Origin of the sequence: Erysipelothrix sp. HDW6B, assembly GCF_011301115.1 — a bacterium.
GTDB lineage: Bacteria > Bacillota_I > Bacilli_A > Erysipelotrichales > Erysipelotrichaceae > Erysipelothrix > Erysipelothrix anatis.
This window is the reverse complement of record NZ_CP049860.1, coordinates 1,206,014-1,229,790: the sequence shown is the minus strand read 5'-3', so window position 1 is coordinate 1,229,790 and position 23,777 is coordinate 1,206,014. Positions and strand designations below refer to the sequence as shown.

Annotated in this window: 23 protein-coding genes; 10 read left to right on the top strand and 13 right to left on the bottom strand. The window is 37.1% G+C overall.

Annotation, left to right across the window (positions count from 1 at the left end; translation table 11 throughout):
• The first annotated feature begins 117 nt into the window (after positions 1-117).
• The 10 genes from G7061_RS06065 to G7061_RS06020 all read left to right on the top strand — a co-directional run bounded on the left by G7061_RS06065 (position 118) and on the right by G7061_RS06020 (position 11,025).
• Entirely contained in the window at positions 118-1,083 is a 966-nt protein-coding gene (locus G7061_RS06065; RefSeq protein ID WP_159636250.1) for a glycosyltransferase, read from the top strand.
• 10 nt (positions 1,084-1,093) lie between these two features.
• Complete coding sequence (locus tag G7061_RS06060) at positions 1,094-2,578, top strand: O-antigen ligase family protein (RefSeq protein WP_159641253.1); 1,485 nt, start codon at positions 1,094-1,096, stop codon at positions 2,576-2,578.
• Positions 2,579-2,675: 97 nt separating this feature from the next.
• Complete coding sequence (locus tag G7061_RS06055; RefSeq protein WP_159646207.1) at positions 2,676-3,632, top strand: glycosyltransferase family 2 protein; 957 nt, start codon at positions 2,676-2,678, stop codon at positions 3,630-3,632.
• 2 nt (positions 3,633-3,634) lie between these two features.
• The gene (locus G7061_RS06050; RefSeq protein WP_159641259.1) at positions 3,635-4,681 is read left to right on the top strand and encodes a sulfotransferase domain-containing protein; all 1,047 of its coding nucleotides are present in this window, start codon (positions 3,635-3,637) and stop codon (positions 4,679-4,681) included.
• Positions 4,681-5,850, top strand: a complete 1,170-nt coding sequence (locus G7061_RS06045) for a glycosyltransferase (RefSeq protein ID WP_166119695.1) — start codon at positions 4,681-4,683, stop codon at positions 5,848-5,850. The genes G7061_RS06050 and G7061_RS06045 overlap by 1 nt, the downstream gene beginning before the upstream one ends.
• The gene (murJ, locus tag G7061_RS06040; protein WP_159641265.1) at positions 5,847-7,349 is read left to right on the top strand and encodes a murein biosynthesis integral membrane protein MurJ; all 1,503 of its coding nucleotides are present in this window, start codon (positions 5,847-5,849) and stop codon (positions 7,347-7,349) included. The genes G7061_RS06045 and murJ overlap by 4 nt, the downstream gene beginning before the upstream one ends.
• A gap of 164 nt (positions 7,350-7,513) precedes the next feature.
• Positions 7,514-9,295: an NTP transferase domain-containing protein gene (locus G7061_RS06035; RefSeq protein ID WP_166119692.1), complete on the top strand. Its 1,782-nt coding sequence runs from the start codon at positions 7,514-7,516 to the stop codon at positions 9,293-9,295.
• Positions 9,285-10,247: a DMT family transporter gene (locus G7061_RS06030; protein ID WP_159646198.1), complete on the top strand. Its 963-nt coding sequence runs from the start codon at positions 9,285-9,287 to the stop codon at positions 10,245-10,247. Before G7061_RS06035 ends, G7061_RS06030 begins: the two co-directional genes overlap by 11 nt.
• Before the next feature lie 53 nt (positions 10,248-10,300).
• Entirely contained in the window at positions 10,301-10,663 is a 363-nt protein-coding gene (locus tag G7061_RS06025; RefSeq protein WP_159641274.1) for a PaaI family thioesterase, read from the top strand.
• Between the two features lie 50 nt (positions 10,664-10,713).
• Entirely contained in the window at positions 10,714-11,025 is a 312-nt protein-coding gene (locus tag G7061_RS06020; protein ID WP_159636259.1) for a DsrE family protein, read from the top strand.
• 152 nt (positions 11,026-11,177) lie between these two features.
• Here G7061_RS06020 and deoB read toward each other — a convergent pair whose 3' ends face one another.
• From deoB to truB, 13 genes are all read right to left on the bottom strand, one after another.
• Positions 11,178-12,365, bottom strand: coding sequence for a phosphopentomutase (gene deoB, locus G7061_RS06015; protein ID WP_159636260.1), 1,188 nt, complete (start codon positions 12,363-12,365; stop codon positions 11,178-11,180).
• Positions 12,352-13,266, bottom strand: coding sequence for a tyrosine-type recombinase/integrase (locus G7061_RS06010; RefSeq protein ID WP_166119687.1), 915 nt, complete (start codon positions 13,264-13,266; stop codon positions 12,352-12,354). The genes deoB and G7061_RS06010 overlap by 14 nt, the downstream gene beginning before the upstream one ends.
• A gap of 15 nt (positions 13,267-13,281) precedes the next feature.
• Positions 13,282-14,439: a DNA polymerase IV gene (gene dinB, locus G7061_RS06005; protein WP_166119683.1), complete on the bottom strand. Its 1,158-nt coding sequence runs from the start codon at positions 14,437-14,439 to the stop codon at positions 13,282-13,284.
• Entirely contained in the window at positions 14,439-16,079 is a 1,641-nt protein-coding gene (gene recN, locus G7061_RS06000) for a DNA repair protein RecN (protein WP_166119679.1), read from the bottom strand. Before recN ends, dinB begins: the two co-directional genes overlap by 1 nt.
• Before the next feature lie 2 nt (positions 16,080-16,081).
• Positions 16,082-17,854 carry a 1-deoxy-D-xylulose-5-phosphate synthase N-terminal domain-containing protein gene (locus G7061_RS05995; RefSeq protein ID WP_166119676.1) on the bottom strand — a complete coding sequence of 591 codons (1,773 nt, stop codon included), beginning with the start codon at positions 17,852-17,854 and terminating at the stop codon, positions 16,082-16,084.
• A gap of 9 nt (positions 17,855-17,863) precedes the next feature.
• The gene (locus G7061_RS05990; RefSeq protein ID WP_159641289.1) at positions 17,864-18,703 is read right to left on the bottom strand and encodes a polyprenyl synthetase family protein; all 840 of its coding nucleotides are present in this window, start codon (positions 18,701-18,703) and stop codon (positions 17,864-17,866) included.
• A gap of 1 nt (position 18,704) precedes the next feature.
• Positions 18,705-18,905 carry an exodeoxyribonuclease VII small subunit gene (xseB, locus tag G7061_RS05985; RefSeq protein ID WP_159636283.1) on the bottom strand — a complete coding sequence of 67 codons (201 nt, stop codon included), beginning with the start codon at positions 18,903-18,905 and terminating at the stop codon, positions 18,705-18,707.
• On the bottom strand, positions 18,902-20,389 hold the full coding sequence (gene xseA / locus G7061_RS05980; protein ID WP_240914407.1) for an exodeoxyribonuclease VII large subunit: 1,488 nt from the start codon (positions 20,387-20,389) through the stop codon (positions 18,902-18,904). Before xseA ends, xseB begins: the two co-directional genes overlap by 4 nt.
• Positions 20,386-20,790 (bottom strand): transcription antitermination protein NusB, encoded by a 405-nt coding sequence (locus G7061_RS05975; RefSeq protein ID WP_159636285.1) that lies wholly within the window; start codon positions 20,788-20,790, stop codon positions 20,386-20,388. Before G7061_RS05975 ends, xseA begins: the two co-directional genes overlap by 4 nt.
• A gap of 36 nt (positions 20,791-20,826) precedes the next feature.
• On the bottom strand, positions 20,827-21,156 hold the full coding sequence (locus G7061_RS05970; RefSeq protein WP_159636287.1) for an Asp23/Gls24 family envelope stress response protein: 330 nt from the start codon (positions 21,154-21,156) through the stop codon (positions 20,827-20,829).
• Positions 21,157-21,305: 149 nt separating this feature from the next.
• Complete coding sequence (locus tag G7061_RS05965; RefSeq protein WP_159636289.1) at positions 21,306-21,821, bottom strand: DUF4303 domain-containing protein; 516 nt, start codon at positions 21,819-21,821, stop codon at positions 21,306-21,308.
• Positions 21,822-21,977: 156 nt separating this feature from the next.
• The gene (locus G7061_RS05960) at positions 21,978-22,913 is read right to left on the bottom strand and encodes a bifunctional riboflavin kinase/FAD synthetase (protein WP_159641295.1); all 936 of its coding nucleotides are present in this window, start codon (positions 22,911-22,913) and stop codon (positions 21,978-21,980) included.
• Positions 22,913-23,749 (bottom strand): tRNA pseudouridine(55) synthase TruB, encoded by an 837-nt coding sequence (truB, locus tag G7061_RS05955; RefSeq protein ID WP_166082716.1) that lies wholly within the window; start codon positions 23,747-23,749, stop codon positions 22,913-22,915. Before truB ends, G7061_RS05960 begins: the two co-directional genes overlap by 1 nt.
• Between the last annotated feature and the right edge of the window lie 28 nt (positions 23,750-23,777).

The following is a 23,777-nucleotide window of genomic DNA, read 5'->3' as shown; positions in this document are numbered from 1 at the left end:
ATAGTGCAGATTTCACTAATAAACAAAGGAAATTATGCATTTTCAAAAACTTGAACACATAATTTATCAATGATATAATTATGCTAGTTTTGCCAAAATAGAGAAAGGGATATAAAGATGACAATCAGTGTAATTGTACCCGTATACAACGTCGAAAAATATCTTGCAAAGTGTCTTGACTCACTCGTGAATCAAACACATAAAGAATTCGAAATCATACTTGTTAACGATGGATCAACAGACAGCAGTCAATCAATTATTGAATCGTATCAAGCGCAATACCCACAACGAATAATACTTATTAACCAGGAAAATGCAGGCCAAAGTGCCGCACGTAACCGAGGAATTCAAGAAGCTAAAGGGAAATACATCTACTTCTTGGATAGTGATGACTACATTAAACCAGATACATTGGCTATTATGTATAAAACAGCAGAAATGAATAAACTGGATTATGTTATTGATGGCTTTGAACAGGTTGACGAAGATGGCATTAAACTTAGTACCTATTCAATACCAACAATTCCGCATAATGTCGTATTTGACCCACGAACCAATGATGAATTGTTCTTGATTCATAATTCTGTATGGAATCGACTATACGTTCGAGATTTAATTATAGATAACGATCTCCATTTCATGTCAGGTGTTTGGTATGAAGATCTTCTCTTTGGACATCAATACCTCATCTATGCAAAAAGAGCTATGGTTATTAACCAACAATTCTACTATTATGTTCAACGTCCTGGTTCAATCATGTCCTCAATGACGTCTGAAAAAAACCTCGATATTAAGATAGTATTTGATGAACTCATTAAGTACTATAAAGAAAAACGTGTGTATGGACAATATAAAGAGCTTATCGAATTTATGGCAATTAATGAATTTTATATTGCAACCATGGTACGGTTAATTCGAACCAATACCATGGACTTGGCACATCAAGTACGCGATGCGTTCGAAACATCTTTCCCAAATTACCAAAAGAACCCACGTATCGCAAGTTTTCCTATGAAACGAAAACTTGTGTACAAACTTTTAAACATGAAAATGTATCGAATACTCGCAAAATTATTTAAGTAAGGAACCGTATATGAATATTTATGAAGACAAACCACAGCTAATATCAACACGAACAGTTATGATTTCCTTTGCTGTTGTTATGATTATCCAGCCTTTGTTTGACATTATGTCATACTTCACTAACCAAATCGGAATTACATCAATATCAACGCTAGTACGATTTGGCTTGCTAGGACTTGTAACACTCTTTGGATTTATTATTTCTAAACGCAAAGGTCGATATTTTATTTGTGCAGGGGTGCTTGCCGCATTTTTTGCATTGCACTTTATGGCCAATTATCTGGCCGGTTACTTATCAATTGGATCAGACATTGCCATGTATGCACGGGTCATCCAATTGCCACTCTTTTTTCTTGCGTTCTTAGATGTCTTTGATGTCATGAAAAAAGAATACACAACTGAAGAAATTAATCATTATGTCAACAAACTCGTTGTTGGAATTCTGCTCACAATCACAGCATCCATTGCCTTATCATACATAATCGGCATGCCTGAATACACCTATAACAATGGACTCGCAGGACCACACGGTATCAAAGGATGGTTCTTAAATGGGAATTCACAGAGTGTGATTTTGTGTGTCGTTGTCTCGATTACTTTAATGACTGCCGTTCAATCTAAAAACTGGTTCATTACAATCGGACTCTTTGCAATAGGTTATGGTTCTTTGTTCTTCTTTGGGACAAAACTATCCTTCTATGCAATGTACTTAATTTCAGCAGCATTAATCGTTATCATTCTTCTTTCAAAAGAAAAACAATGGTTAAAAATCTTACTAGTTATCGTCGCAATTGTTTCTGTCTATGCATTTAGAACACAATCGCCAATGTATGTGAATACTTACTACACTGATCAATCATTTGCGGAATGGCAGCATCAAATTGAGGATATAGAGAAAGAAGATCCTACAAAACCAACGAATCCAATTTCAGTAAAAACAGATAAAGCATACTTCGAGCAAAATCGTGAGCTTTATATTAAAACATATAGCTTGAACTCTAAATCGCTCGTCGATGTTTTTGGAATTGATCGCGTTGCTGAAAAATACGATTATACTTTAGATGCTACAATTCTCATCAATAATCGCAATATTAAACTCGTTGCTGCATCCTTAGTCTATGATGATGCATCAACTTTACAACATGTTTTTGGATTTGAGCAACAACGTTACTATGTTGGCGGTGAGAATTTTGATTTGGAAAATGACCTTCATGGTATATTCTATTCATATGGTTATGTCGGCTTTGCGATGTACCTCGGATTCATTCTTTATGTGCTCCTACGTGGTATTTACAGTTACTTCTTTAGCAAGGAATTCCGATTCAACCAAAATTTAGCAATTTATCTTGTCGCATTAGGTTTAATCATGGGTGCTTCGCAATTCTCTGGACATGTACTTAAAAGACCGAATGTTGTCTTCTACATTTCGCTTGTAATGGCACTTGTAACCATAAATTCGGAAACCATCCTAAAACGGTTTAGATTAAAAAAATAGATGCTTCGAGGGGTCAGTGGTTTTTCCATTGACCCCATGATATTGAAGCGGTTGGTACTAAATGGTAAAATAAGACTATGAAATTAAGAGGGATTCTATGATAAAAATAAGTGTCATCATTCCAGTATATAATACTGAAGAATATATTGGAGAATGCTTGGATTCATTAATTAGCCAAACATATCCCAATATGGAAATAATTGCTGTAGATGATGGATCAACGGATGGAACGCTAGAGATTATGAAAACATATGAAGCACAACATCCTGATAAATTAAAAGTATTAACACAAGCAAATCAAGGTCAAGCTGTTGCGCGTAACTATGGATTGGAGTTTGCTACTGGAGAATACTTAGGATTTGTAGACAGTGATGATTGGGTTGACAAAGATATGTATGAAAAAATGATTCATCAAGCAACTGCTACATCGGCAGACATTGTCATTGTAGATATGGTTGATCATTTTCCAAATCGAACAATCTACCACCATGCATCCGTATTTGATAATAAATTCAAAGTTACGCCATCTGCGTGCAACAAGTTGTTTAAACGTGATTTTGTAGGGGACGTTCGTTTTCCAAAGGGATTATGGTATGAAGATTTTTGCTTCACTACAAAGCTACTCTTTACAACAGATGCAATAGCAACGATTCATGAAGGACTTTATCATTGTCACGCACGTGAAGTTTCAACAATGTTCAACAATAACTCCGAGAAAAATTTAGATATGATTGTAATCTTGGATGAATTAAAAGACTATCTACATAAGCAGAATTTATGGGATAGCAATAAATACGTATTCAATTACTTGATTGTTGACCACGTACTCATTACGACGATTAATCGTGTCTCAACACAGAAAAATGAAGCAAGAAATCACGTCATTAAAGAGCTTCGTCGTTATGCGACTAGCAATGATGTATCCATTTCAGATGCTCAAGAGAAATTCAGTATTCCTAGCAAGCGTGCGTTGATTGCAAAATTAAACTTAAATGGAATGCACGCTGTTTCAAGAACAATTCTAGACATTACTGCAAAAATTAAGCGAGGATAAATATGAAAAATATACTAATACCAACAGGTTATATGAGTTCGGGGTCATCAGCCATTACAAATATTGTCTCTGAATTTGATGGTTATTTTGCCGATTATGGTACTCATGAGTACGTATTCCTACACTGTCCTAACGGTCTATTCGACCTAGAAGATAAATTACTAGTAGGTAATAATGCGATTCGTAGTGATGAAGCAATGCATTCATTCCATAATACGATGAAAATGCTTTATAACAAAAAATACTGGTGGGTTGGCCATTATAACGAGACCTTTGGCAAAGACTTTTTGAAACATACAGAAGAGTTCATGGAATCCATCACAACGCTCAAAACAACACAGTATTGGTACTATCAAGAGAATACGACCTTTAAAATGGCAATTCGTTTAACATGGAATCGTATTCTAAAACTTGTCACAATGAATAAAGTTAAAGGTAAGAAACCATTGCTTTATCCAGAAATGTGGATAGCAATACCAACTGCAGAAGAATTTTATGATGCTTCAAGGGTTTACTTGGATAAATTATTCCATATGATTGGTAATGACAAGAGGGCACTCATTTTAGACCAATTTTTATTACCATTTAACCTACACAGGTATGAAAACTATTTTAATGATCACATTAAAGTTGTAGTTGTTGAGCGTGATCCACGAGATGTCTTCTTGTTAAACAAATACGTTCACATCGCATCTGGAGAATCTGTTCCTTATCCAACTGATGTCGTCCACTTCTGCAAATACTATAAACGTATGCGTGAAAGTGAAAAACTTTTCGACAATCCAAATATTCTACGCATAAATTTCGAGTCATTGATTTATGACTATGATGCGTCCATTCAAAAGATCATGAATCTACTTGAATTAGATGAATCCGCTCACGTTCGTAAATTTGAAAGCTTCAATCCAGATATTTCAATCAATAATACCCAAGTCTTCACCAATCGGGTAGAGTACGAAGCAGAAGTTAAGATCATTGAACAAGAATTAAGCGATTATTTGTTTGATTTTCCGTATGAACGTGAAGCAAATCAGAAGGTCACATTCTGATGAATAACTCGCGAAATATCTATATTACAAGTCTTCATATGCAACATGGAGGTGTCGAAAAAGTTATTGCGTCTCTAGCAAATATGTTTGTAGAATTTGATTACAATGTCGAAATTTTATGTACTTATAATCTAGGCCCTATGGCATATCCTTTGAATAGTGCAGTAAAAATCACTTATTTGACTGAAAATGCACCAAATCGCGATGCCTTCAAAGCAGCTGTTAAGTCGAAAAACCCATTTTCAATCTTAAGTGAGGGGCTTAAAGCATTTAAAACGTTACGCCTCAAAAAAGAATCGATGATTCAGGCGATTAAAAGCATTGAGTCAGGGACTATCATTTCGACACGAAACGAACATTCTGTATTATTATCAAAGTACGGTCATAAGAATGTCCACAAAATTGCACAACTTCATCACGACCACAACTTTGATGAAGGACTGATTAAAGACTTTAAATATCATTATCAAAATATCGACGATTTCTTACTTCTAACACCTGGACTTACTGAAGAGGTACAAGAAATAATGATGCCCACAAACAAACATACGCATTGTTCAACGATGCCCAACTTTATTGATGTAGCATCGCCAAATCAAATGGCAATGAAACAAAAGCAAGTTATAGCTGCCGGTCGTTTGCATGCAGATAAAGGCTTTGATCGTCTCCTTGATATTTGGGCTCTTTTTGTAGAAGCACACCCAGATTATCAATTAAAAATATATGGGGATGGGCCACTACGAAACGATCTAATCGACAAAGCAGCGAAGCTTCAGATTACATCGACTGTGTCTTTTCCAGGAAACATAGATAATACCGATTTAATTACAGAAATGGGTTCATCAGTAGCTTATGCTTTGACTTCCATTTCAGAAGGTTTTGGTTTAGTGCTTATTGAAGCTATGAGTCAATATACGCCAGTTATAGCATATGATGTTCGCGCATCACCATCAGCAATCATTACTGATGGTGTTGATGGATATTTGATCAAAGAAAATGATGCTCAAAGTTTCGCTGATAAATTGGCATTACTTGCAACAGACGACACAATGCGTGACACAATGTCTCGCAATGCTCAAAAAACGTCACAAAAATACACTAAGGAATATATACAAAATAGCTGGTTGGCTCTTATCGAAAACCATTCAGTCAAAAAGGAGTTAAGATGAAACGAATTACCATTTTAATGATGTTATTGTCCATCCTATCGAAACTGTTTGGTTTCGCTCGAGAAATAACATTATCAACAACCTATGGCGCAGGTGCCATTTCAGATTCATTTATATTTGCTTATAACCTTCAATCGACATTGTTTTCAGTCTTTGTTGCTGCATTCGTAACTGGATTTATTCCAATGTTTACACGGATTGAACGCGAAGATGGGGAAGAACGGGCGATTGAATTTACAAATAATGTTCAAAATGTCATGCTCGTCATTGCTATTATCGTCAGTGCTCTTGTATTTATATTTACAGAGCAATTTATATCAATCCTTGTACCATTAGCAACTCCAGAAGCACTTTCTTATATGATTCCATTCACGAAAGTAGCCATCTTTACGGTTATGTTTACTTGTGTTATTCAAATACTAACTGGATTTTTACAAATCCGCAAAAGTTTCTTATTTCCAGTAGCACTTGCTTTCCCAATGAATATCATCCTGATTGGAACAATCATTTTATCTAAATCTACATCGGTTAATATTCTTCCGTACGGAATACTATTCGCATATGGAACACAAGCGCTTCTCATCATGCTCTATGCTCGAAGAAAAGGATTTAAGTTTAAGTTTCACCTTGATCTACACGACAAACATTTACATACTATGCTTATCCTTGCAATTCCACTCATTATCGGTTCAGCAACCTCAACAATTGGAGGCTTAGTTAACCAAGGTCTCGCATCGGGGATTAATGGTGGTATCTCACATGTCAACTACGCAACAAAAATTGGAGGTATGGTTGAGGGAATCTTCGGTATGGCAATCGTATCAGTCATGTACCCAACCCTATCCGCAGCTGTAGCCAACCGAGAAATGGATAAAGCAGAACACGAATTTCAACATTCGCTAAGCTCATTACTCATTTTCATCATTCCATGTGCGTTAGGAATGGTATTATTGGCACAACCAATCGTTGAATTTGTATACATGCGTGGTGAATTCAGTATGGATGAAGTTCTCGTTCTTGCTCCTGTATTTAAAATGTACAGCTTAGGACTCGTTAGTTATTCAGTTTATGGCTTACTCGCTCGCGTGTTTTATTCATTCCAAAACACACGTACACCGATGCTTATTTCCATTATGAATATTTCAATCCAAATCGGACTTGGCCTCTTATTAGCAAATATGATTGGCTTACACGGGATCACTTTAGCAATGGCTATTGCATCAACTATCGGTATGATTACGCTGCTCTCGCTAGCCATTCGTTTATTTGATAACTTTAATTATCAATTATTCTTTAAAGAATTAGGAAAGGTCGTACTTGCGGCTATACTAATGGGAGTTGTTGTCAAGTTTGGCCATACTATGTTTGTAGGTATGATGTCAGATAAAATTGCACTGGTGGTTACCATAGCAGTTGCAGCAGTCTCATATCTTATAGCTCTAATTATTCTAAAAGTGGACGTCATTAATGATTTAGTAATCTCATTCAAACAACGCTAATATTTAGAATCCAACCTCAGCACTGATTGAAACACCAATCAGTGCTTTTTATTTGTTTATAAAGCTAACATTATCATTTTATTAATCAAAATAGAGCTCAAAGATGGCTTTTGTTCAATAAACTGTGTAAAATATAAGGAAATGAACGAATGGAGTTTTAAGGAATGAATATAGACTTATTAAGAACACTGAGGCTCATTAGCGAAACTTCTTTGGCGAATCAACGTCAATTAAGTATGCAGTTGAATATCTCACTTGGGAAAATAAATCGTATTGTAACGGAACTACAAGAGCAACAATTAATCGAAGCACAGGTTGTTCCATATCACATTACAACCCAAGGAATGGAATTACTTAAGGAATATCGTGTAGATAGCGCGATTATTTTAGCTGCTGGGATTGGCGAACGTATTGTTCCATTATCATTTGATAAACCCAAAGCTTTACTACGCGTTAAAGGAGAACGTCTTATTGAACGTCTCATCGAACAATTGCATGAACGCGAAATTTACGATGTCACAGTTGTTATTGGGTACATGAAAGAAAAAATGGAGTATCTGAGCGATAAGTATGGCGTAAAACTTATCTACAACCCCCAGTTTGATGCAACGAATAGTGTAACTTCGCTTTCGTTAGCCTCGAGCCAAATTAGAAATACTTATATCATCCCGTCGGATGTATATTTTACGGAGAACATTTTTAGTAAATATGAATTTCAATCATGGATTGGTGCAGTTAATGATCCAAACAAACCAACGTATTGGTCGATTGAAACTGGCACAAACAAACGTGTTACAGCGATTATAGGTGATTCCGAGGCAACAACTGTAAATACAATTTATGGACCATCCTATATTGCCAAAGAAGAGGCTCGGGCATTATCCCATTATGTTCAAAATGATAGTCGATTGAGTTTTAAATCAGGTTTCTTCTGGGAGAATTCAATTGCGGATCATTTAAAAGATTTTCCAATCTATGCGAATATTTTTGAAAATTCAATCATTTACGAATTTGATACTTTTGAACAACTTCGAGAATTTGATGCAGCGTACCAAGATGATTCTCAAAGCCGAATCATTAGTATTATTTGTGATGTCTATAATATTACACCACTTGAAATAAGTGATATTCAAACACTAAAAAAAGGGATGACAAACGATTCCTTCCTTTTTACAGTTCGAAACAAACGCTTTGTATTCAGAATGCCTGGACGCGGTACAGACGCCCTCATTAACCGAAAGGAAGAAGGGGATGTCTATACTCAAATTGATCCGCTTCGTATCGCAGATAGCCTGTATTACTTTAATCCGGATACTGGGTATAAGATTTCGCGCTTCTATGATGGTGCAAAACCAATAACATACGATGATTACCCAACAGCCTTCGGAATTCTACGCAACTTACATACAAGTAATCTTCATGTCGATCACGAATTTGTACTAAGTGAGCGTATTAAATTCTATAAGTCGCTTTGCGATGATGCTGATGCTACATACTTTGAGGACTTTGATGAAGTATCAAGTATTGTTGAAGACGTCGTTACAATTATTGAAGCCATGAATCGACCTAAGGTTCTGGCACATATCGATCCAGTTATCGATAACTTTATCAAAATCCAAGATGGAACTATTAAACTAATAGACTGGGAATATGCAGCAATGGCAGACCCGTATCTTGATCTTGCAATGCATGCAATTTATAGTGGATTCAATCAAACCCAAATTGATGATATAACTTCGATTTATTTAGAGGAACAACCTACCGACGCCCAACAACATCTCGTTTATGGTTATGTCGCTCTTGGTGGATTCCTGTGGGCGCTCTGGACTTTATTCAAGGAAGCAAAAGGTGAGAACTTTGGAACATACGGCCTTGAACAATATCAGTATGCACGAACTTATGGTAGAAAATTCTTAGAATTTAATAGGAGTGAACATGAAGCGTAATGGTACATTAATCGGTCTTGGGTCAGGTCTTTTTTGGGGACTTGATACAGTTTTACTTGGAATTGCGACCTCTTCCACATTATTTCTTACAACACTTGCAGAAACAGCACCTTTGATTACAACGTTTCTCCATGATGGCGCATCGTTTGCCTTTTTGATGGTCATTATCCTAGTTCTTGGGAAGCATAAGCAATTTCTATCAACTCTACGTTCTAAAGCAGGGCTCGTAATCATTGGGGCCGCACTTCTTGGTGGACCAATAGGAATGACAGGTTATATTTTATCAATTAGAAATTTAGGACCTTCGATATCAGCAAGCATTTCAGCGATTTATCCGGCCTTTGGTCTTGTTTTAGGATACATCATTCTAAAAGAAAAACTAAAACCGAGAGCCATTGTAGGGATCATACTATCCATCGCAGCAATCGTTTTTATGGGTTTAAGTACAATTGGAGATATTCCAAATATGATGGCAGGATTATTCTTTGCCTTAATGTGTGTCATAGGGTGGGGTAGTGAAGCAGTTATCATTGGCGCTGCTTTAAAAGATGACGTTCCAGCAGAAATTGCTCTTGCAATTCGACAAATGGTAAGCTTTTTAACATATGGCTTGATCATTATTCCAATAATTGGTTACGATAAAATATCACTAATTGGACTCACAAATCCAAGTTTATGGTTGATTCTTTTTACAGGTATTATTGGATCCATTTCATACTTGTTCTACTACAAGGCAATTGCGCTAATTGGACCTGGTAAAGCTATGGGTTTAAATATCACATATCCAGCTTGGGCATTCCTGTTTAGCTATATTTTAATGGGAGATTTCGACTTCAAAACACTTGTATTTGTAATCATAATCTTTATTGGTGCCATCATGAGCATGGATGATCCAACTGAACTCATTCCATTTCTAAAAACTTCACAAGCTGAAGCACAAGAAAACAGTTAAAAAGACACTTTGGTGTCTTTTTTATGATAGAATTATCACAGTGAGGTTACAAAATGCATATTAATAATTACATGACAAACAATGATATTGAAGTAGTCGATTCAGGCATTGATTTCGCAACAACCCGAGTCGAATTTAGTGAAAAATTAACAAACTATTATGGCTATTTTCATGGGGGTTTATATTTTTCAATGGCAGATTCAGCTGCAGGAATTGCAGCTCGTAGCAATGGATCAAATTATGTGACGCTTAATGCAAACATTAACTTTATGGTTGCTGTTAAATCAGGTCATATTTACGCAAAAGCGCGAGTAATTTCGAGAACATCGAAAATATGTCTCGTGGAAGTTAATATTTTTGACGATCACGACCGTTTGGTTAATTCTGGTACATATACAATGTATCGCGTTCAATAATATCTTCGTGATTAAAATCTTGATATAATGAGTTATAGGAGGTTTATCATATGAAAACAGTATTTCACGTAAATGATGTACAGAATTTAGATGCTGCAGTGGCTAATATCGAAAACTTACTCGTATTTGAACCCATTGAACAAATTATTCTTGTAATCAATGGTCCAGCTATTAAAGTAGTTAAAGACAGTCCACAGATTGTCAAATTGGTTGCAATGGAAAAAGTTACTGTGTATGCATGTAACAATGCAATGAAGGCACATGATATTGATTATGTCCTTGAGGGCGTAAAAGTTGTGCCAGCGGGTGTTTATTCATTAACTCAATTGCAACTTACAGGTTTTGCATATATTAAACCTTAAACAGTCTGAATTAACCGACTGTTTTTCTCTTTTATTAGTTACTTCGCATAATGTATATTATGTAACTTAAATATATCCGAAGTCGATGAACTACTTAGCAATTTGATTAATTATTAATAAGACTAATAAAAAACCGCTTTCGCGGTTTTAAACTATTTGAGTAGTGAAAGTACGGAGTGGCCATTTGCTGTTGGTTCTGCACCGAAGTTATCGGCTACTGTTGCACCAAGGTCCGCAAACGTTTCATTTTTGGGAAGCATGCCACTACCCTCAAATGATGGTGAGTAGTAAAGTACTGGAACTTCCTCACGTGTATGATCGGTTCCATGATGAATTGGGTCGTTACCATGGTCAGCAGTGATGATGAGTAAGTCATCCTCTTTAATGAATGGTAATAATTGACCGAGTTCTTTATCGAACGTTTCAAGAGCTTCACCGTAGCCAATTGGATTACGACGGTGTCCGTACAATGCATCGAAATCAACTAAGTTAACAAATAAGAATCCATTAAAATCAACATCTTTAACGATACGAATTGTTTCTTCCATTCCATGAGAATTGCTCTTAGTGCGGAATGACTCTGTAATACCTTCATTATCGAAAATATCAACAATTTTCCCTACACTGATTACATCTTTTCCAATTGCTTTCAAGGAATCGAGTGCTGTCTTGCCAAATGGTTTTAGCGCGTAATCATGACGGTTGGATGTACGTGCAAATTCACCTTTACGAGGTCCAACAAATGGTCTTGCGATGACACGCCCTACTTTCCATTCGTCTTTCATGGTTAATTCACGAGCAATCTCGCATACACGATACAACTCATCCAATCCAAAAACTTCTTCGTGAGCAGCAATTTGGAGTACGGAGTCTGCTGATGTATAAACAATCATTTTCTTAGTAGCCATGTGTTCTTCACCAAGTTCGTCGAGAATCTCTGTTCCACTTGCTGACTTATTACCAATGATTCCATAACCAGTACGTGCTTCAAGTTCATCTAAAAGTTCTTTAGGGAAACCAGTTTCGGTAAACGTAATGAATGGATTTTGAATATTAAGTCCCATCATTTCCCAGTGACCTGTCATTGTATCTTTTCCGTTTGAAGCTTCAATCATTTTTGTATAGTAAGCTGCAGGATGATCAACAGGGTTTACACCTTGAATTTTATGTAAATTTCCAAGTCCTAGTTTTTCCATATTTGGCATATTAAGGCCATTCATACGCTCTGCGATATGACCAAGTGTATCGGAACCTAAGTCACCAAATTTTTCAGCATCATGAGCAGCACCTGCTCCGACTGAATCCATAACTATGGTAATTATACGATTATATTTCTTCATCTGTATTGCCTCCTTTATTAGCAAATGTACCGACCAAAAACTGATCATACTCTTTCTTGAGTGCATCTTTTGATACGTGCGTATAAATTTGAGTTGTGCGGATATCCTGGTGTCCCAAAAGCTCTTGAATCACCCGTAAATCTACACCAACATCAAGAATGCTTGTAGCAAATGCATGTCTTAAAGTATGGGCGGAAATAGCAGTACTTAAATTCATTTCCTTACTTCTTAATTTTATCATATTGTGAATGTATTGTCGTGTAACTTGGTTACCTTTTGAACCAACAAATATATATTCACTAGAACTTACAAGCCATACTGGCCTAACTAATTGAATATAGGTATCCAATGCTTCTTGTACATCTTGTGTCATCGGAATCACCCGTTGCTTGTTCCCTTTACCTACGATTCTCAAAAGTTTTTCTTGTGGATAGTAATTGCTAAAGGTTAAATTGGTACACTCACTGACTCGAAGACCGCACCGATACATGATTATAAGTAATGCATAGTCAAATGTATCTTTGGGCGTCTTTCGGGCAAAGGATAATAACGTCACAATTGCCTCATTTTCGGCAATGTATGGGAGCCTTTGTCCCTGGTTTTTTAGGTTCATATATTGTGTGGGATCGTGTTGTGTCACATTCGTTTTAACAAGGTACTGATGAAATTGTCGAATGCTTACTACTTTGTGCTGAAGTGTTGCTGGTGCATAACGAGACTGAATGGACGCCATATAGGATGTTATATGTCTATATTCAATCATTTCAGGTGTTCGAATGTCTTGAGATTCAAGAAATTCTATATAATCACGTACATCGGTAAGATACGATTTAACGGTTAATTCGGATTTGGGATCAATAAATTGAATGAAATGATTGAAGTCATTGAGATATTTTTTCATATCATCCCACCTCCTCTATTTCTTTATAAGTGTGCTGGTTCGTTTAAATGCATCAATATTTAGTTCTTTGTTCAAGCGGGAAATAATGTCATTAATTGTTGGTTCTTTCAAATCATCAAAGAGATTGAGTTGTTCTATCTTGTCTTCAAGCGTTACGAGGTTTGACATTGATACGGATATGAAAGTAACACCATCCATGCTATCGAATTCTTCATATAGGTCCATCACACGTTCATAAATTAAATGCCTGTCATCTGTATAGTTTTCAAGGGTTATGGACCGTGCAGCAGTTTTGTAATCAGCCATTCGAATTGCAAACGTTAGTGTTTTCCCTACTAAATCATAGCTTTTCATGCGTAGTGTCATCTGTTCAATTTCATGACGGATTGCATGTTGAATTTCATCCAAGTCGACCATTGGTGTTGTGAAAGTTTTTGATTGTCCGACTGACTTTGCTGAGGTATCGGTTTCGATCTTTGAATTATCGCGACCATTTGCCTTTTCCACAAAACTTTGTGCGTTATTTCCGAGTATGTGGCGAATCGAATTTGGATCTGTTTGCGCTAAATCCTTGATAGTATGAATTCCATAAGCAATTAACTTCGGTACAGTTTTCTTTCCAATCCCATGCATCTCGTTGATTGGCAATGGCCACAAGAACTTGTCAATTTCACGAATTCGCAGCACAGTAATACCATTGGGTTTCTGCATATCACTCGCCATTTTTGCTAAAAACTTATTTGGAGCAACACCGATAGAAATCGGCAATTTGAGTTCTTTTAAAACACGTTGTTGAATTTCGACTGCAAGATCCAATGGTTTGGGATAGTTCCTAATTACATCGGTAACATCAACATAACACTCATCAATGCTTGCTTGTTGTAATTTTGTAGAATAACTCCGTATTATATCCATAAAACGTCGGGACAGGTCATTGTACAAGTCAAAATCAATCTCCACTACAACTAAGTCTTGGCATAAACGTTTTGCGTGACTTAAGGGCATTGCAGATTGAATTCCGAATTGTCGTGCTTCATAGGAAGCAGTTGTAATTACAGATCCACGGTGATTCGAACAAACCACAACAGGTTTTCCAATCAAGGATGGATCGGTAATAACATGTGCACTTGCAAAAAATGCATTGATATCAATATGAAAAATTACATTAGCCATTAAAACGATTGCCCTTCTTTTAATAATTCTTGTGCTGCAAGCAGTGACGCGCTGGATACAGATCCGCTCATGATTAATGCAAGTTGTTCCACTTGCTCTTCAGGTGTTAGCTGATCAATAGATGTCATGGTAGCTTCATCTTCTTGAGATTTGGATATTTTGTAATGTTGGTGCGCATGTGCAGCCACTGAGCTCAAGTGAGTAATTGTCAGTACTTGTGCTTCCTTTGAAAGGTCCTTCATTTTTTGTCCAATTCGCATTCCAACACGTCCTGAAACACCAGTATCGATTTCATCAAAGACGATTGTATCAATATGTTGAACACGACTGAAAATGACTTTAAGACCGAGCATTAGGCGTGACAACTCCCCTCCACTCGCGACTTTGTCGAGTGGGGCTAAATCCTCACCTTTATTCATACTGACATAGAATTGTACATTATCATGACCATTTTGATTTAAGTTTACACTTGAAAATTTGACTTCAAAACGCGCATGTTCGAGCATCAGATCATGCAATTGAACTTCCACAGCCTTCTCCAGTTCAACTGCAGCATCGCGACGCTTTACACTTAATGACTTGGCCGATTCTGTCGCTGCATCAAGTGCAACATCACGGATGTTCTGAAAGTCTTCACGGATTTCATCAAAGTGTTTTGCACGATGTAGCAATGCATCATAGGTTTCCATAACCGCTAAAATACCCTCAACATCGCCAAATTTACGAAAGTATTGTTGATACTGGTACATGCGTGATTGATATGTATCAAATTCATATGGATCGAATTGCAGTTCATGACTAAGTGCCTGGACGGTATCTCGGACATCTTCGAGTAGAAAATATGCTTCGCGATATTTTTCACCCAGTGTATCGTTATTAAGCTCTTCGTATAACGATAAACCATCATAAAGACGCGCAAGTGCATCATTTTGCTTGAATATCTCAAGCATATCACTATAAATAGTTTGGTATCGTTCGAAATTTGACATCGTTTCAAGGTTTTCAGTCAAACTTGTATAGTCATCCACACTTGGTTTGAATTTCTCCAGTTCACGTAACATTGCTTCAGCACGCTCAATCTCGTCCGGCGAAATATCACTGGATTCAAACGTTTCTAAATCTCGTTGGGCATCTTTATACGTTTGATACAGATGAGTATATGTTTCAAGAGCCTCTTGTATTGAAGCAAATCGATCAAGTAGGTTTAAGTGTTGTTTACTATTAAGCAAACTTTGAGTTTCATGTTGAGAGTGAATATCAATGAGGTATCCTGCTAATTCACGTAATAGTGAAGCTGTTACAATTCGGTGATTGATACGAGCATTACTCTTCCCATCACGATTCATATCACGGGAAATGATGATTGGATCGCTAGGGTCGACATCAAACCCTATTTCCTCAAGATAAGGAATTACTGGATGATTATCAGCGACTGTAAAAATCACTTCTACACGAGAAACATCATCATACTTTCCAACAATACTTGCACTGCTTCGCTGTCCAAATGCAAAATTCAAAGCATCGACAAGCATGGATTTTCCTGATCCAGTTTCACCAGTAAACACGTTGAAATTATCAGATAAGTCTACGGAGATATCTTGAATGAGGATATAATTTTTAATAGCAAGATGTTGGAGCATAGTTATTTCCCTTCTATTAGTAATCGAATTGCATCATCAATATGTAAATGATGTGCACGTTTAAGTTCTTTAGATCCAGCTGTTAGCTCGAGACCTCTTAAATCAACACAATGAATTTCTAAATCAAGTTTTTGTTCATAGCAGTGACGTAAAATGTGATAGTATAACTCGTTGTGAATATCTTCTATATTATAAATAAGAATTTTGTGATGAAACTCCGCAATTTTTTGAAGCAATTCGGAATCAACACTTGATAAATTTCGTGTATTTACTACACCAACATTTAGTGCGTTAGCTTCTATTTTTTTGATAAAATCTTGAATCGAGGTTCCAAATGTTAAGATGACCCCTTCACTAGAAACATCAAAAGGGTGCGCTATTTCCCAAATGGCATCCAAATCAAGCAATTGTGGCATGTGTTTTTCTGCATCATTTTGATATCGAATCGCATTAATTCCTGGTTTTTGTAAAATTTTGTTCAACAAACCACTGGCCTCGTTAAGGTCTTTAGGCATATAAACGTTTGCGAGGTGTTCTAAAGCACCAATATCATAAACCCCTTGCTCAAAACGGTTACCTGTTGAATTTAGTCCCGTACCGCGAATAAGGAGTGTCAACGGTAATTCGGAAAGTTTGAATTGATTGTTGATGTGACTTTGTACCTCTAACACACGTTGTGAGGATAGTGCTACTACGACACGATATCCCATCCGAACATATCCAGCAGCCATTGTAACTAATGATTCAGTGCTACCAGATGTCACGACATAATTGTTTGGGTATGCTTCAGCGAATTCACTAAAGTAATCTCCAAAATTAAGTGCGTCTACAAGCAGCATCAATTTAGGATCACGAATCCCTACAAGCGTAGAGTCAAAAATCTCATGATAGGTTTTATAATTGTCTGGTGTTGCATCATCCAGTTTAAAATTGGGAAATTCTAACTTGCGACGTTGTTTTTTACGAAGGCGCGTTTGAACATGAATAAGATTTGGACCTTTCATTGTTTTCGCCATCTCAAAAACACGAACTAAATCACTGATGTTTTGTCCATCAATTGGACCATGATAATCAATTCCAAATTGCGTAAAGATTGTAGGTTCAAGAACCGTCTCTTTCAAGGCATCTCGAACGCGTACCAACGTGTTTAAAATGGGACGTGAAATTGGATTGGAATCCAAAACAGTCTTCATATCTTTCTTTAAACCGGTATATGTTTTACTAATTCGAATACTTTTTACGAATGTATTCATTGACGTATAGTGACGCAGTAACGATTGTTGTTCATCAATCATCACAATAATGATATTCGGTTTTTCTTTACTTATTTGAACCAACGTTTCATAGGTTAGTCCATAATTTAGTGCATGGTCATCGATTACAACGATTGTATGGTTTTGTGGAGCATCTAGTGCATATGCAAGTCCGACACCAAGTCCCTCTCCAATATCACCACCTGTATATGCGTCAAAAGGATTGGTAGCGTCCAACGTTAATGGAATGTTGGTACGCAACGCAAGGTCCTGTGCACGACCCGTCAAAATTTTATGGGTCATAACTTGTTGCCCACCATCAAAAACAACACGATCTTTGTTTAGGTCAAATACCTTATGCAAAGCAAGTGTTGTCTCGAGGACATTGATATTTTTTATGATTGTTTCGACATCAAATCGTGTCTCTTGAGCTAAAAATGTTGCGATTTCATCAGTTAGTGCATCAAGCTCTGCTGGTTTAAGATCACGAATTGCATTCGAATTCTTAAATTGATTAAACAAGACTGTCTCCTAAAGATCGCGTGCGATCATTTCTTCAATGAGTTTTTGTAGTTCTGTGCCATTTAAATCAAGACGATCCAACAGCACTTTGATTTCTTTAAATAGGCCTTCTGTTGCGTTTTGAGCACGTTTTAAACCTAATAACGTTACAATAGTACTCTTTTCACGTTCACCATCGCTAAGATGGCTCTTCCCAATTTCGTCACTTGTCTTCGTTACTTCTAAAATATCATCCTGATATTGAAATGCGACGCCAAGTTTCAAACCCAGGGTACGCGCAGTATCTTGCAAGTCATCTTTCCCTGCAATAACAACTGCCATTTCTAAAGCAGCAGCAAACAAACATCCTGTTTTCATTTCATAGCATTGGATAAGTGCTTCGACGGAATCAATGTTATCAACAATATCAAGCTCTTGCCCTAAAATCATGCCGTGTGCACCGGCATTACGAGCTAAAATTTCAACAGTTTTCATTTGAATCGCGGCGCTGACGGTATCTGCTTTGGCAAGTGTCGTAAAGGCTGCAGTAAGTAAACCATCTCCTGCAAGAATTGCCATTCCTTCACCGTATACTTTATGATTCGTTGGTTTAAAACGGCGGAAATCATCGTTATCCATAGCTGGTAAGTCATCATGTACAAGCGAGTACGTATGAATCATTTCAAGAGCACATGCCTGATTTAATCCTTGATATAAATCAACACCATAATCAGCAAGTAGACTCAACAAAAGGCGTGGTCGAACGCGCTTACCCCCACTCAGCAGTGAGTAGGACATTGCATCTTGAACTGTCGTATTTCCATATTCTTGGACTAGCTCTCGTAAACGGCTTTCGATCATTAAATTCATGTTATTCTCCTTGGTGCTTCTGAACAAGCTCTTTAACTGTTGTTTCGTATTGGGTTAAGCGGGTCTGACACTGTTTTGATAATTGTAACCCTTCATCAAACAGTGCGATGGCATTGTCTAATGACAAATCGTCTTTTTCAAGCAAAGTTGCAATCTCTGCCAATCGTTTCATTGCTGCTTCAAAATTAAACGTTTCACTCATACTGGGTCCTTTCCACTCACTGTCGCCTGAATTACACCATCTTTTACAGCGATGGTTAATGCATCCCCTTCCTCCACATTCTTTATGGATGTAATGGGTTTTGAATCCATGCTTACACGAGCAAATCCTTTTGCATAAATTGTTTCTAATTTCGCAACCGGATTATTGTTGCTTATTGTTTTTATTATATCGCCAAACTGACTGGCTTTCAAGTTGATTAATCGTTCAATACGCCGTTTTAAAGCCACATCAGTCTCTTCTGTGATTGTGTAAAATTGTGGTATTTTACGTTGAATTCCACTAACTGAAAACATCAAACTTTGATCAAATTGTTTTCGGCGGACATCATCCTGTCGAATGCGTTGTTCGACGTTGTAGTAGAATTCACTCTCGAATATCTTTATGTGTCCTTTACTTTCTTGAAATTTAAGATTTAACATTTTCTCATAACCATGAATTTGTTGTTGAAGTGTTTGTTTAATCGTATCAAATCGGTAAATTTGATGTGTCACTTTGTTCTGATGATAATCCAAGTATTGTTGTTTCATTTCAATAAAACGTAAAGGGTCTTGCAAATAGTGTTGTGACATAATCGTTTGATAAACTTGTTGGTTTTGTCTTAATTTATTGCGAACAGACTTATAGTATGCATTTTTATAATCTCGTAAATTTTCGACTAAATCTTTAGTATTGGGTGTTGCATGAACTGCAGCAGCGGTCGGTGTCGCAGCCCGATAGTCTGAAACATAATCAACCAAGGTGACATCACTTTCATGCCCTACTCCTGAAATAATCGGTGTTTTCGAGTTATAGACAGCCTCCACCACTTTGGGTTCATTAAATGACCACAAATCTTCTATTGATCCACCCCCACGAGCAAGAATTATAGTGTCGAGATTTAAGGTGTTTGCATAAGCAATTTGCTTAACGATACTGTCCACCGCATATTCCCCTTGAACAAACGCATAGAGAACATGAACCTGAGCAACAGGCCATCGTTCATGCAGTGTTCGCGCAATATCCGCAGCAGCAGCACTTCCTTCACCAACGATAACCCCAAGATTATGCGGGTACTTCGGTATCGGTTTTTTATGCTCTACAGCAAAATACCCCTTCTCCAAGTACTCTTTCTTCAAAGCTTCAAACTGAATGAATAAATCACCCAGTCCATCCAAGTTCATGCGCTCGACATAGATCTGGACAGATCCTGTCGACTCAAAGACATCAATAGATCCGTGGATGACAACTTTATCCCCATCTTTAGGTTTAAATTTAACCATACTAGATTTGCTGCGAAACATAACACACGAAACTCTACTTTTTGCATCCTTCAGAGAAAAATAAAAATGCCCACTGTGGTGAGCTTTAAAGTTTGAAAGCTCTCCTACCAATGCGACATTCTTAAAAGACGGATGTTTCTGAATAACACCTTTGAGTTCATTAACAAATTCTGAAACCGTAATGACCTTCTCTTTTGGCATCATATTGCGTCTAATACTCCGTTTATAAATTTGTATGAGTCTTGGTCTGCAAATTCTTTTGCTAAACGCACTGCCTCATCTAAGACAACAACTTTTGCTTGAATTCCGAGTTCTAACTCAGCTGCAGCAATAAGCATAATCGCTTGTTCGATATAACCAAGACGATCAAACTTCCAGTTATTTAAGTATTGATTTAAAGCTAAGCCATAAATCTCTTTTCGTGCAACAGCACGATGAATGACTTCAAGCATTTCTTCACCAAACTCAAATTTGGGAATAAAGTCACTTACATTTGAAATAAAGGCGTTATCTTCCAATACTTCCTCGATTGCTTGATCACGTACTAAGTGAATATACACTGCACGCATTGCATCTTGTCTCTCAACACTACGACTCTTCGTCATAAAACCTCCACACTAAAAGAAGCAGATATCTGCTTCTTAATTAAACTTAAATCCGACGACATTAACGTTGATTGTAACACTGCTGAAGTCAACCATCATTTCAATGTTACGACGTAATTCATCTTGTAATGCTCGAACTACGCGTTCGACATCTTGACCGTACTGAACTCGGACTTTGACATCAATATTAACGTGTCCATTCGCATTGCTTACAGAAAGTGATTTTTTTCCTGTACCATCTTCGAAGAAGATGTGTTTGTTTTCAGCAACTGTAATTGCAACAATGTGATTAAAAACGTTATTTGATACTGCAATTTGACCAAATCCGTCATTTTTTTCTTGAATTAATACATATTCATTTGCCATATTTATCACCTACTACGGCTATTATAACAGAAATATTTAAGAAACAAAAGGCAGTCGATTAATTATTTAGTGTCTCTTTCTCTTTCTAGAGATTTCGACAATTTCGTAGCGTCTTCAACAAAAAAAGCACATCTGTGCTTTCTCGAAATTTAGATATTAAGCCGAGCTTCTCGTTTAGTTTTTAGTGCTGCATAACGCATAAATGAAGCATCAATTGTTTCTTCTGTTCCCATCGCAAGCGTGAGGAATGTCGAATCTTTTGGAATCTTTATGAAACACTCAGATTCTTCAAATTCTAACAAGGTATTCGTAAGCAATTCCAAGTAGCTTTCGGGTTTCTTTGCATAATATGCTTCATAGAGATTGTCGGGCATCGGTTGAATAACTGCAATTGCCTGATAGTTCCAGTCTCGAATTGAATATCGCAAATCAACAATTGAGACCGTTTCCTCACTATTTCGTTCATAGTAGCGTCGTTTCCGATGAAAATCAAACTCCGTGTTCATAGACACTGTAATTTCCAGTGTCTCAAGATTTGCCTCCAATGCGAGTGCGTTAAAAATAATATCGATTTCCGAATCTAACAGTGTTTTTACACTTGTAGTTACGGCATCAATGAGATCTCTTTTAAAATTCGCAACTGCGGTTCGTTTACTTACAGTCATAATCATTCCCCTTTGTTAAAGCGTAACAGATTTTAATTGAGAATCCATCTTTTTAAGGTAAATGTATGGCATTTATTAAGTAAGAACCGGAAACGATTCTTAGTTTTAAGAAAACTCGTGATTGTAACAACAATGTTGCACAATCACGAGTCATTTTTACAATTTATCTGCTAAAACAGTTCGTGTTTTTCGTTCGTCTTCTTTCATCTGTTCGACAAGTGCTTCAACAGAATCAAATTTGACCTGTCCACGAAGATGTTCAACAAACGTATGTTTGATGAGTTCACCATAGATATCACGATCAAAGTCCAGAATATGCGTCTCAACAGACAAACGTTCTGTACTGTTGAAGGTTGGATTGTGACCAATACTTAGCATTGCTTTAAAGATTTCACCTTGCACTTCAACTAAGCCAGCATATACACCTTCAGCTGGTATGACATATTCGTCGACAATGTCCATATTAGCCGTTGGGAACCCAATTTTACGACCTTGTTTACGGCCATCCACGACAAACCCACTGATAACATAATCACGTCCCAATAGCTCAGATGCTGTTTTGACATCACCACGCAATAATGCTTGCGTTATCATCGTAGTACCAATCTTTTTTTCGTTGGTTAAATCTAGCTCATGAATCAATGTATCGAAGAAATAATGGGCGTGTTCTTTTAAGAATGCCACATTACCTTGACCTCGGAATCCAAATTTAAAATCAGCACCTACAATTAATGCACGAACATTCATTGACACCAAATAAGCCTCTATAAATTCCATCGGTGACAATTTCGAGGTATCTTTCGTAAAATTTATAATGATCAAATGGTCAATCCCTAGCGACTGTGCGACTCTGACTTTTTCTTTCATAGGTGTTATATGATTTACTTTGTGTTTATCATTGACCACGGTCCACGGATCTGGATCAAATGTAATAATCGCTGATTCGAGGTTACGTTCTTTCGCAACTCGAATTGTCTCATTGATTAAACTTTGGTGTCCTAAATGAAGGCCATCAAAATATCCAATCGTAGCTGCTATTTCATTACCAAATGTGTTTAATGTCATATGATCTTTAATTATTGTTTGTTTCATTACCATAATCCTCTCACTGATTTGAACGTCGTTTCATCAATCCGTTCATAGACGGCGTAATACTCGCCTGCATCCACGAGTACACGGTCCTCGGGGATGTCCAATTTCAGTGTCTTTCCATTCTTAACAAAGTGTATCATGCGTTCATTTTCAATTTTTGGCAACTGAATTGCTTCTTTTGTAGGTATCAATTTATCAACCAACGTGTCCAATGCATCCAATTCAATGCAATCTTCCAATGTAAAGCGACCAACTTGTGTCCGTTGTAAGTAAGACATTGCCCCGATCATTCCTAAACCGGTTGCGATATCTTCACATAGCGTACGGATATACGTGCCACTCGATACATGCGCTATAAATTCAACGCCCTCTGCATCAAAATGAAGCACATCAATTGCATAGACTTCGACATCAGCATATAACTGCTTGACCTCTTTGCCTTCTAAAATATAATCGTAGGATCGTTTCCCATCAATTTTCTTCGCCGATACTTTGGGAACGCGTTGGTTCTGTTTCCCTATTAAAGCTGTAACTACCGCCTTAAGTTGGGCCTCATCATAAGGTACAAGAGCCCCTTCTTCCTCAGTATCACCCCAAATATCTCCAGTATGAGTCCTTAACCCAAATTTTATCTTTGCATGATAGGTTTTATCTTCAATTCCAAGGTAGGGCAACGCCTTTGTTCCTTGATTTAATGCCAATACTAAAACACCCGTCGCCATTGGATCAAGTGTGCCACTGTGTCCAACTTTTGCACGTGTGTATCGACGTATTTTTGCAACAACATCAAAAGATGTCATCGCTTCTGGTTTGTTAATACAAATTATTCCGTTCATAAAAGCCCCGTTTCCTTATAAATTATAG

Bases quoted from the DNA above. Each gene is read 5' to 3' on its own strand.
- G7061_RS06065 (WP_159636250.1), top strand. From the start codon at position 118: ATGACAATCAGTGTAATTGTACCCGTATACAACGTCGAAAAATATCTT.
- G7061_RS06060 (WP_159641253.1), top strand. From the start codon at position 1,094: ATGAATATTTATGAAGACAAACCACAGCTAATATCAACACGAACAGTT.
- G7061_RS06055 (WP_159646207.1), top strand. From the start codon at position 2,676: ATGATAAAAATAAGTGTCATCATTCCAGTATATAATACTGAAGAATAT.
- G7061_RS06050 (WP_159641259.1), top strand. From the start codon at position 3,635: ATGAAAAATATACTAATACCAACAGGTTATATGAGTTCGGGGTCATCA.
- G7061_RS06045 (WP_166119695.1), top strand. From the start codon at position 4,681: ATGAATAACTCGCGAAATATCTATATTACAAGTCTTCATATGCAACAT.
- murJ (WP_159641265.1), top strand. From the start codon at position 5,847: ATGAAACGAATTACCATTTTAATGATGTTATTGTCCATCCTATCGAAA.
- G7061_RS06035 (WP_166119692.1), top strand. From the start codon at position 7,514: ATGAATATAGACTTATTAAGAACACTGAGGCTCATTAGCGAAACTTCT.
- G7061_RS06030 (WP_159646198.1), top strand. From the start codon at position 9,285: ATGAAGCGTAATGGTACATTAATCGGTCTTGGGTCAGGTCTTTTTTGG.
- G7061_RS06025 (WP_159641274.1), top strand. From the start codon at position 10,301: ATGCATATTAATAATTACATGACAAACAATGATATTGAAGTAGTCGAT.
- G7061_RS06020 (WP_159636259.1), top strand. From the start codon at position 10,714: ATGAAAACAGTATTTCACGTAAATGATGTACAGAATTTAGATGCTGCA.
- deoB (WP_159636260.1), bottom strand. From the start codon at position 12,365: ATGAAGAAATATAATCGTATAATTACCATAGTTATGGATTCAGTCGGA.
- G7061_RS06010 (WP_166119687.1), bottom strand. From the start codon at position 13,266: ATGAAAAAATATCTCAATGACTTCAATCATTTCATTCAATTTATTGAT.
- dinB (WP_166119683.1), bottom strand. From the start codon at position 14,439: ATGGCTAATGTAATTTTTCATATTGATATCAATGCATTTTTTGCAAGT.
- recN (WP_166119679.1), bottom strand. From the start codon at position 16,079: ATGCTCCAACATCTTGCTATTAAAAATTATATCCTCATTCAAGATATC.
- G7061_RS05990 (WP_159641289.1), bottom strand. From the start codon at position 18,703: ATGAATTTAATGATCGAAAGCCGTTTACGAGAGCTAGTCCAAGAATAT.
- xseB (WP_159636283.1), bottom strand. From the start codon at position 18,905: ATGAGTGAAACGTTTAATTTTGAAGCAGCAATGAAACGATTGGCAGAG.
- xseA (WP_240914407.1), bottom strand. From the start codon at position 20,389: ATGATGCCAAAAGAGAAGGTCATTACGGTTTCAGAATTTGTTAATGAA.
- G7061_RS05975 (WP_159636285.1), bottom strand. From the start codon at position 20,790: ATGACGAAGAGTCGTAGTGTTGAGAGACAAGATGCAATGCGTGCAGTG.
- G7061_RS05970 (WP_159636287.1), bottom strand. From the start codon at position 21,156: ATGGCAAATGAATATGTATTAATTCAAGAAAAAAATGACGGATTTGGT.
- G7061_RS05965 (WP_159636289.1), bottom strand. From the start codon at position 21,821: ATGACTGTAAGTAAACGAACCGCAGTTGCGAATTTTAAAAGAGATCTC.
- G7061_RS05960 (WP_159641295.1), bottom strand. From the start codon at position 22,913: ATGAAACAAACAATAATTAAAGATCATATGACATTAAACACATTTGGT.
- truB (WP_166082716.1), bottom strand. From the start codon at position 23,749: ATGAACGGAATAATTTGTATTAACAAACCAGAAGCGATGACATCTTTT.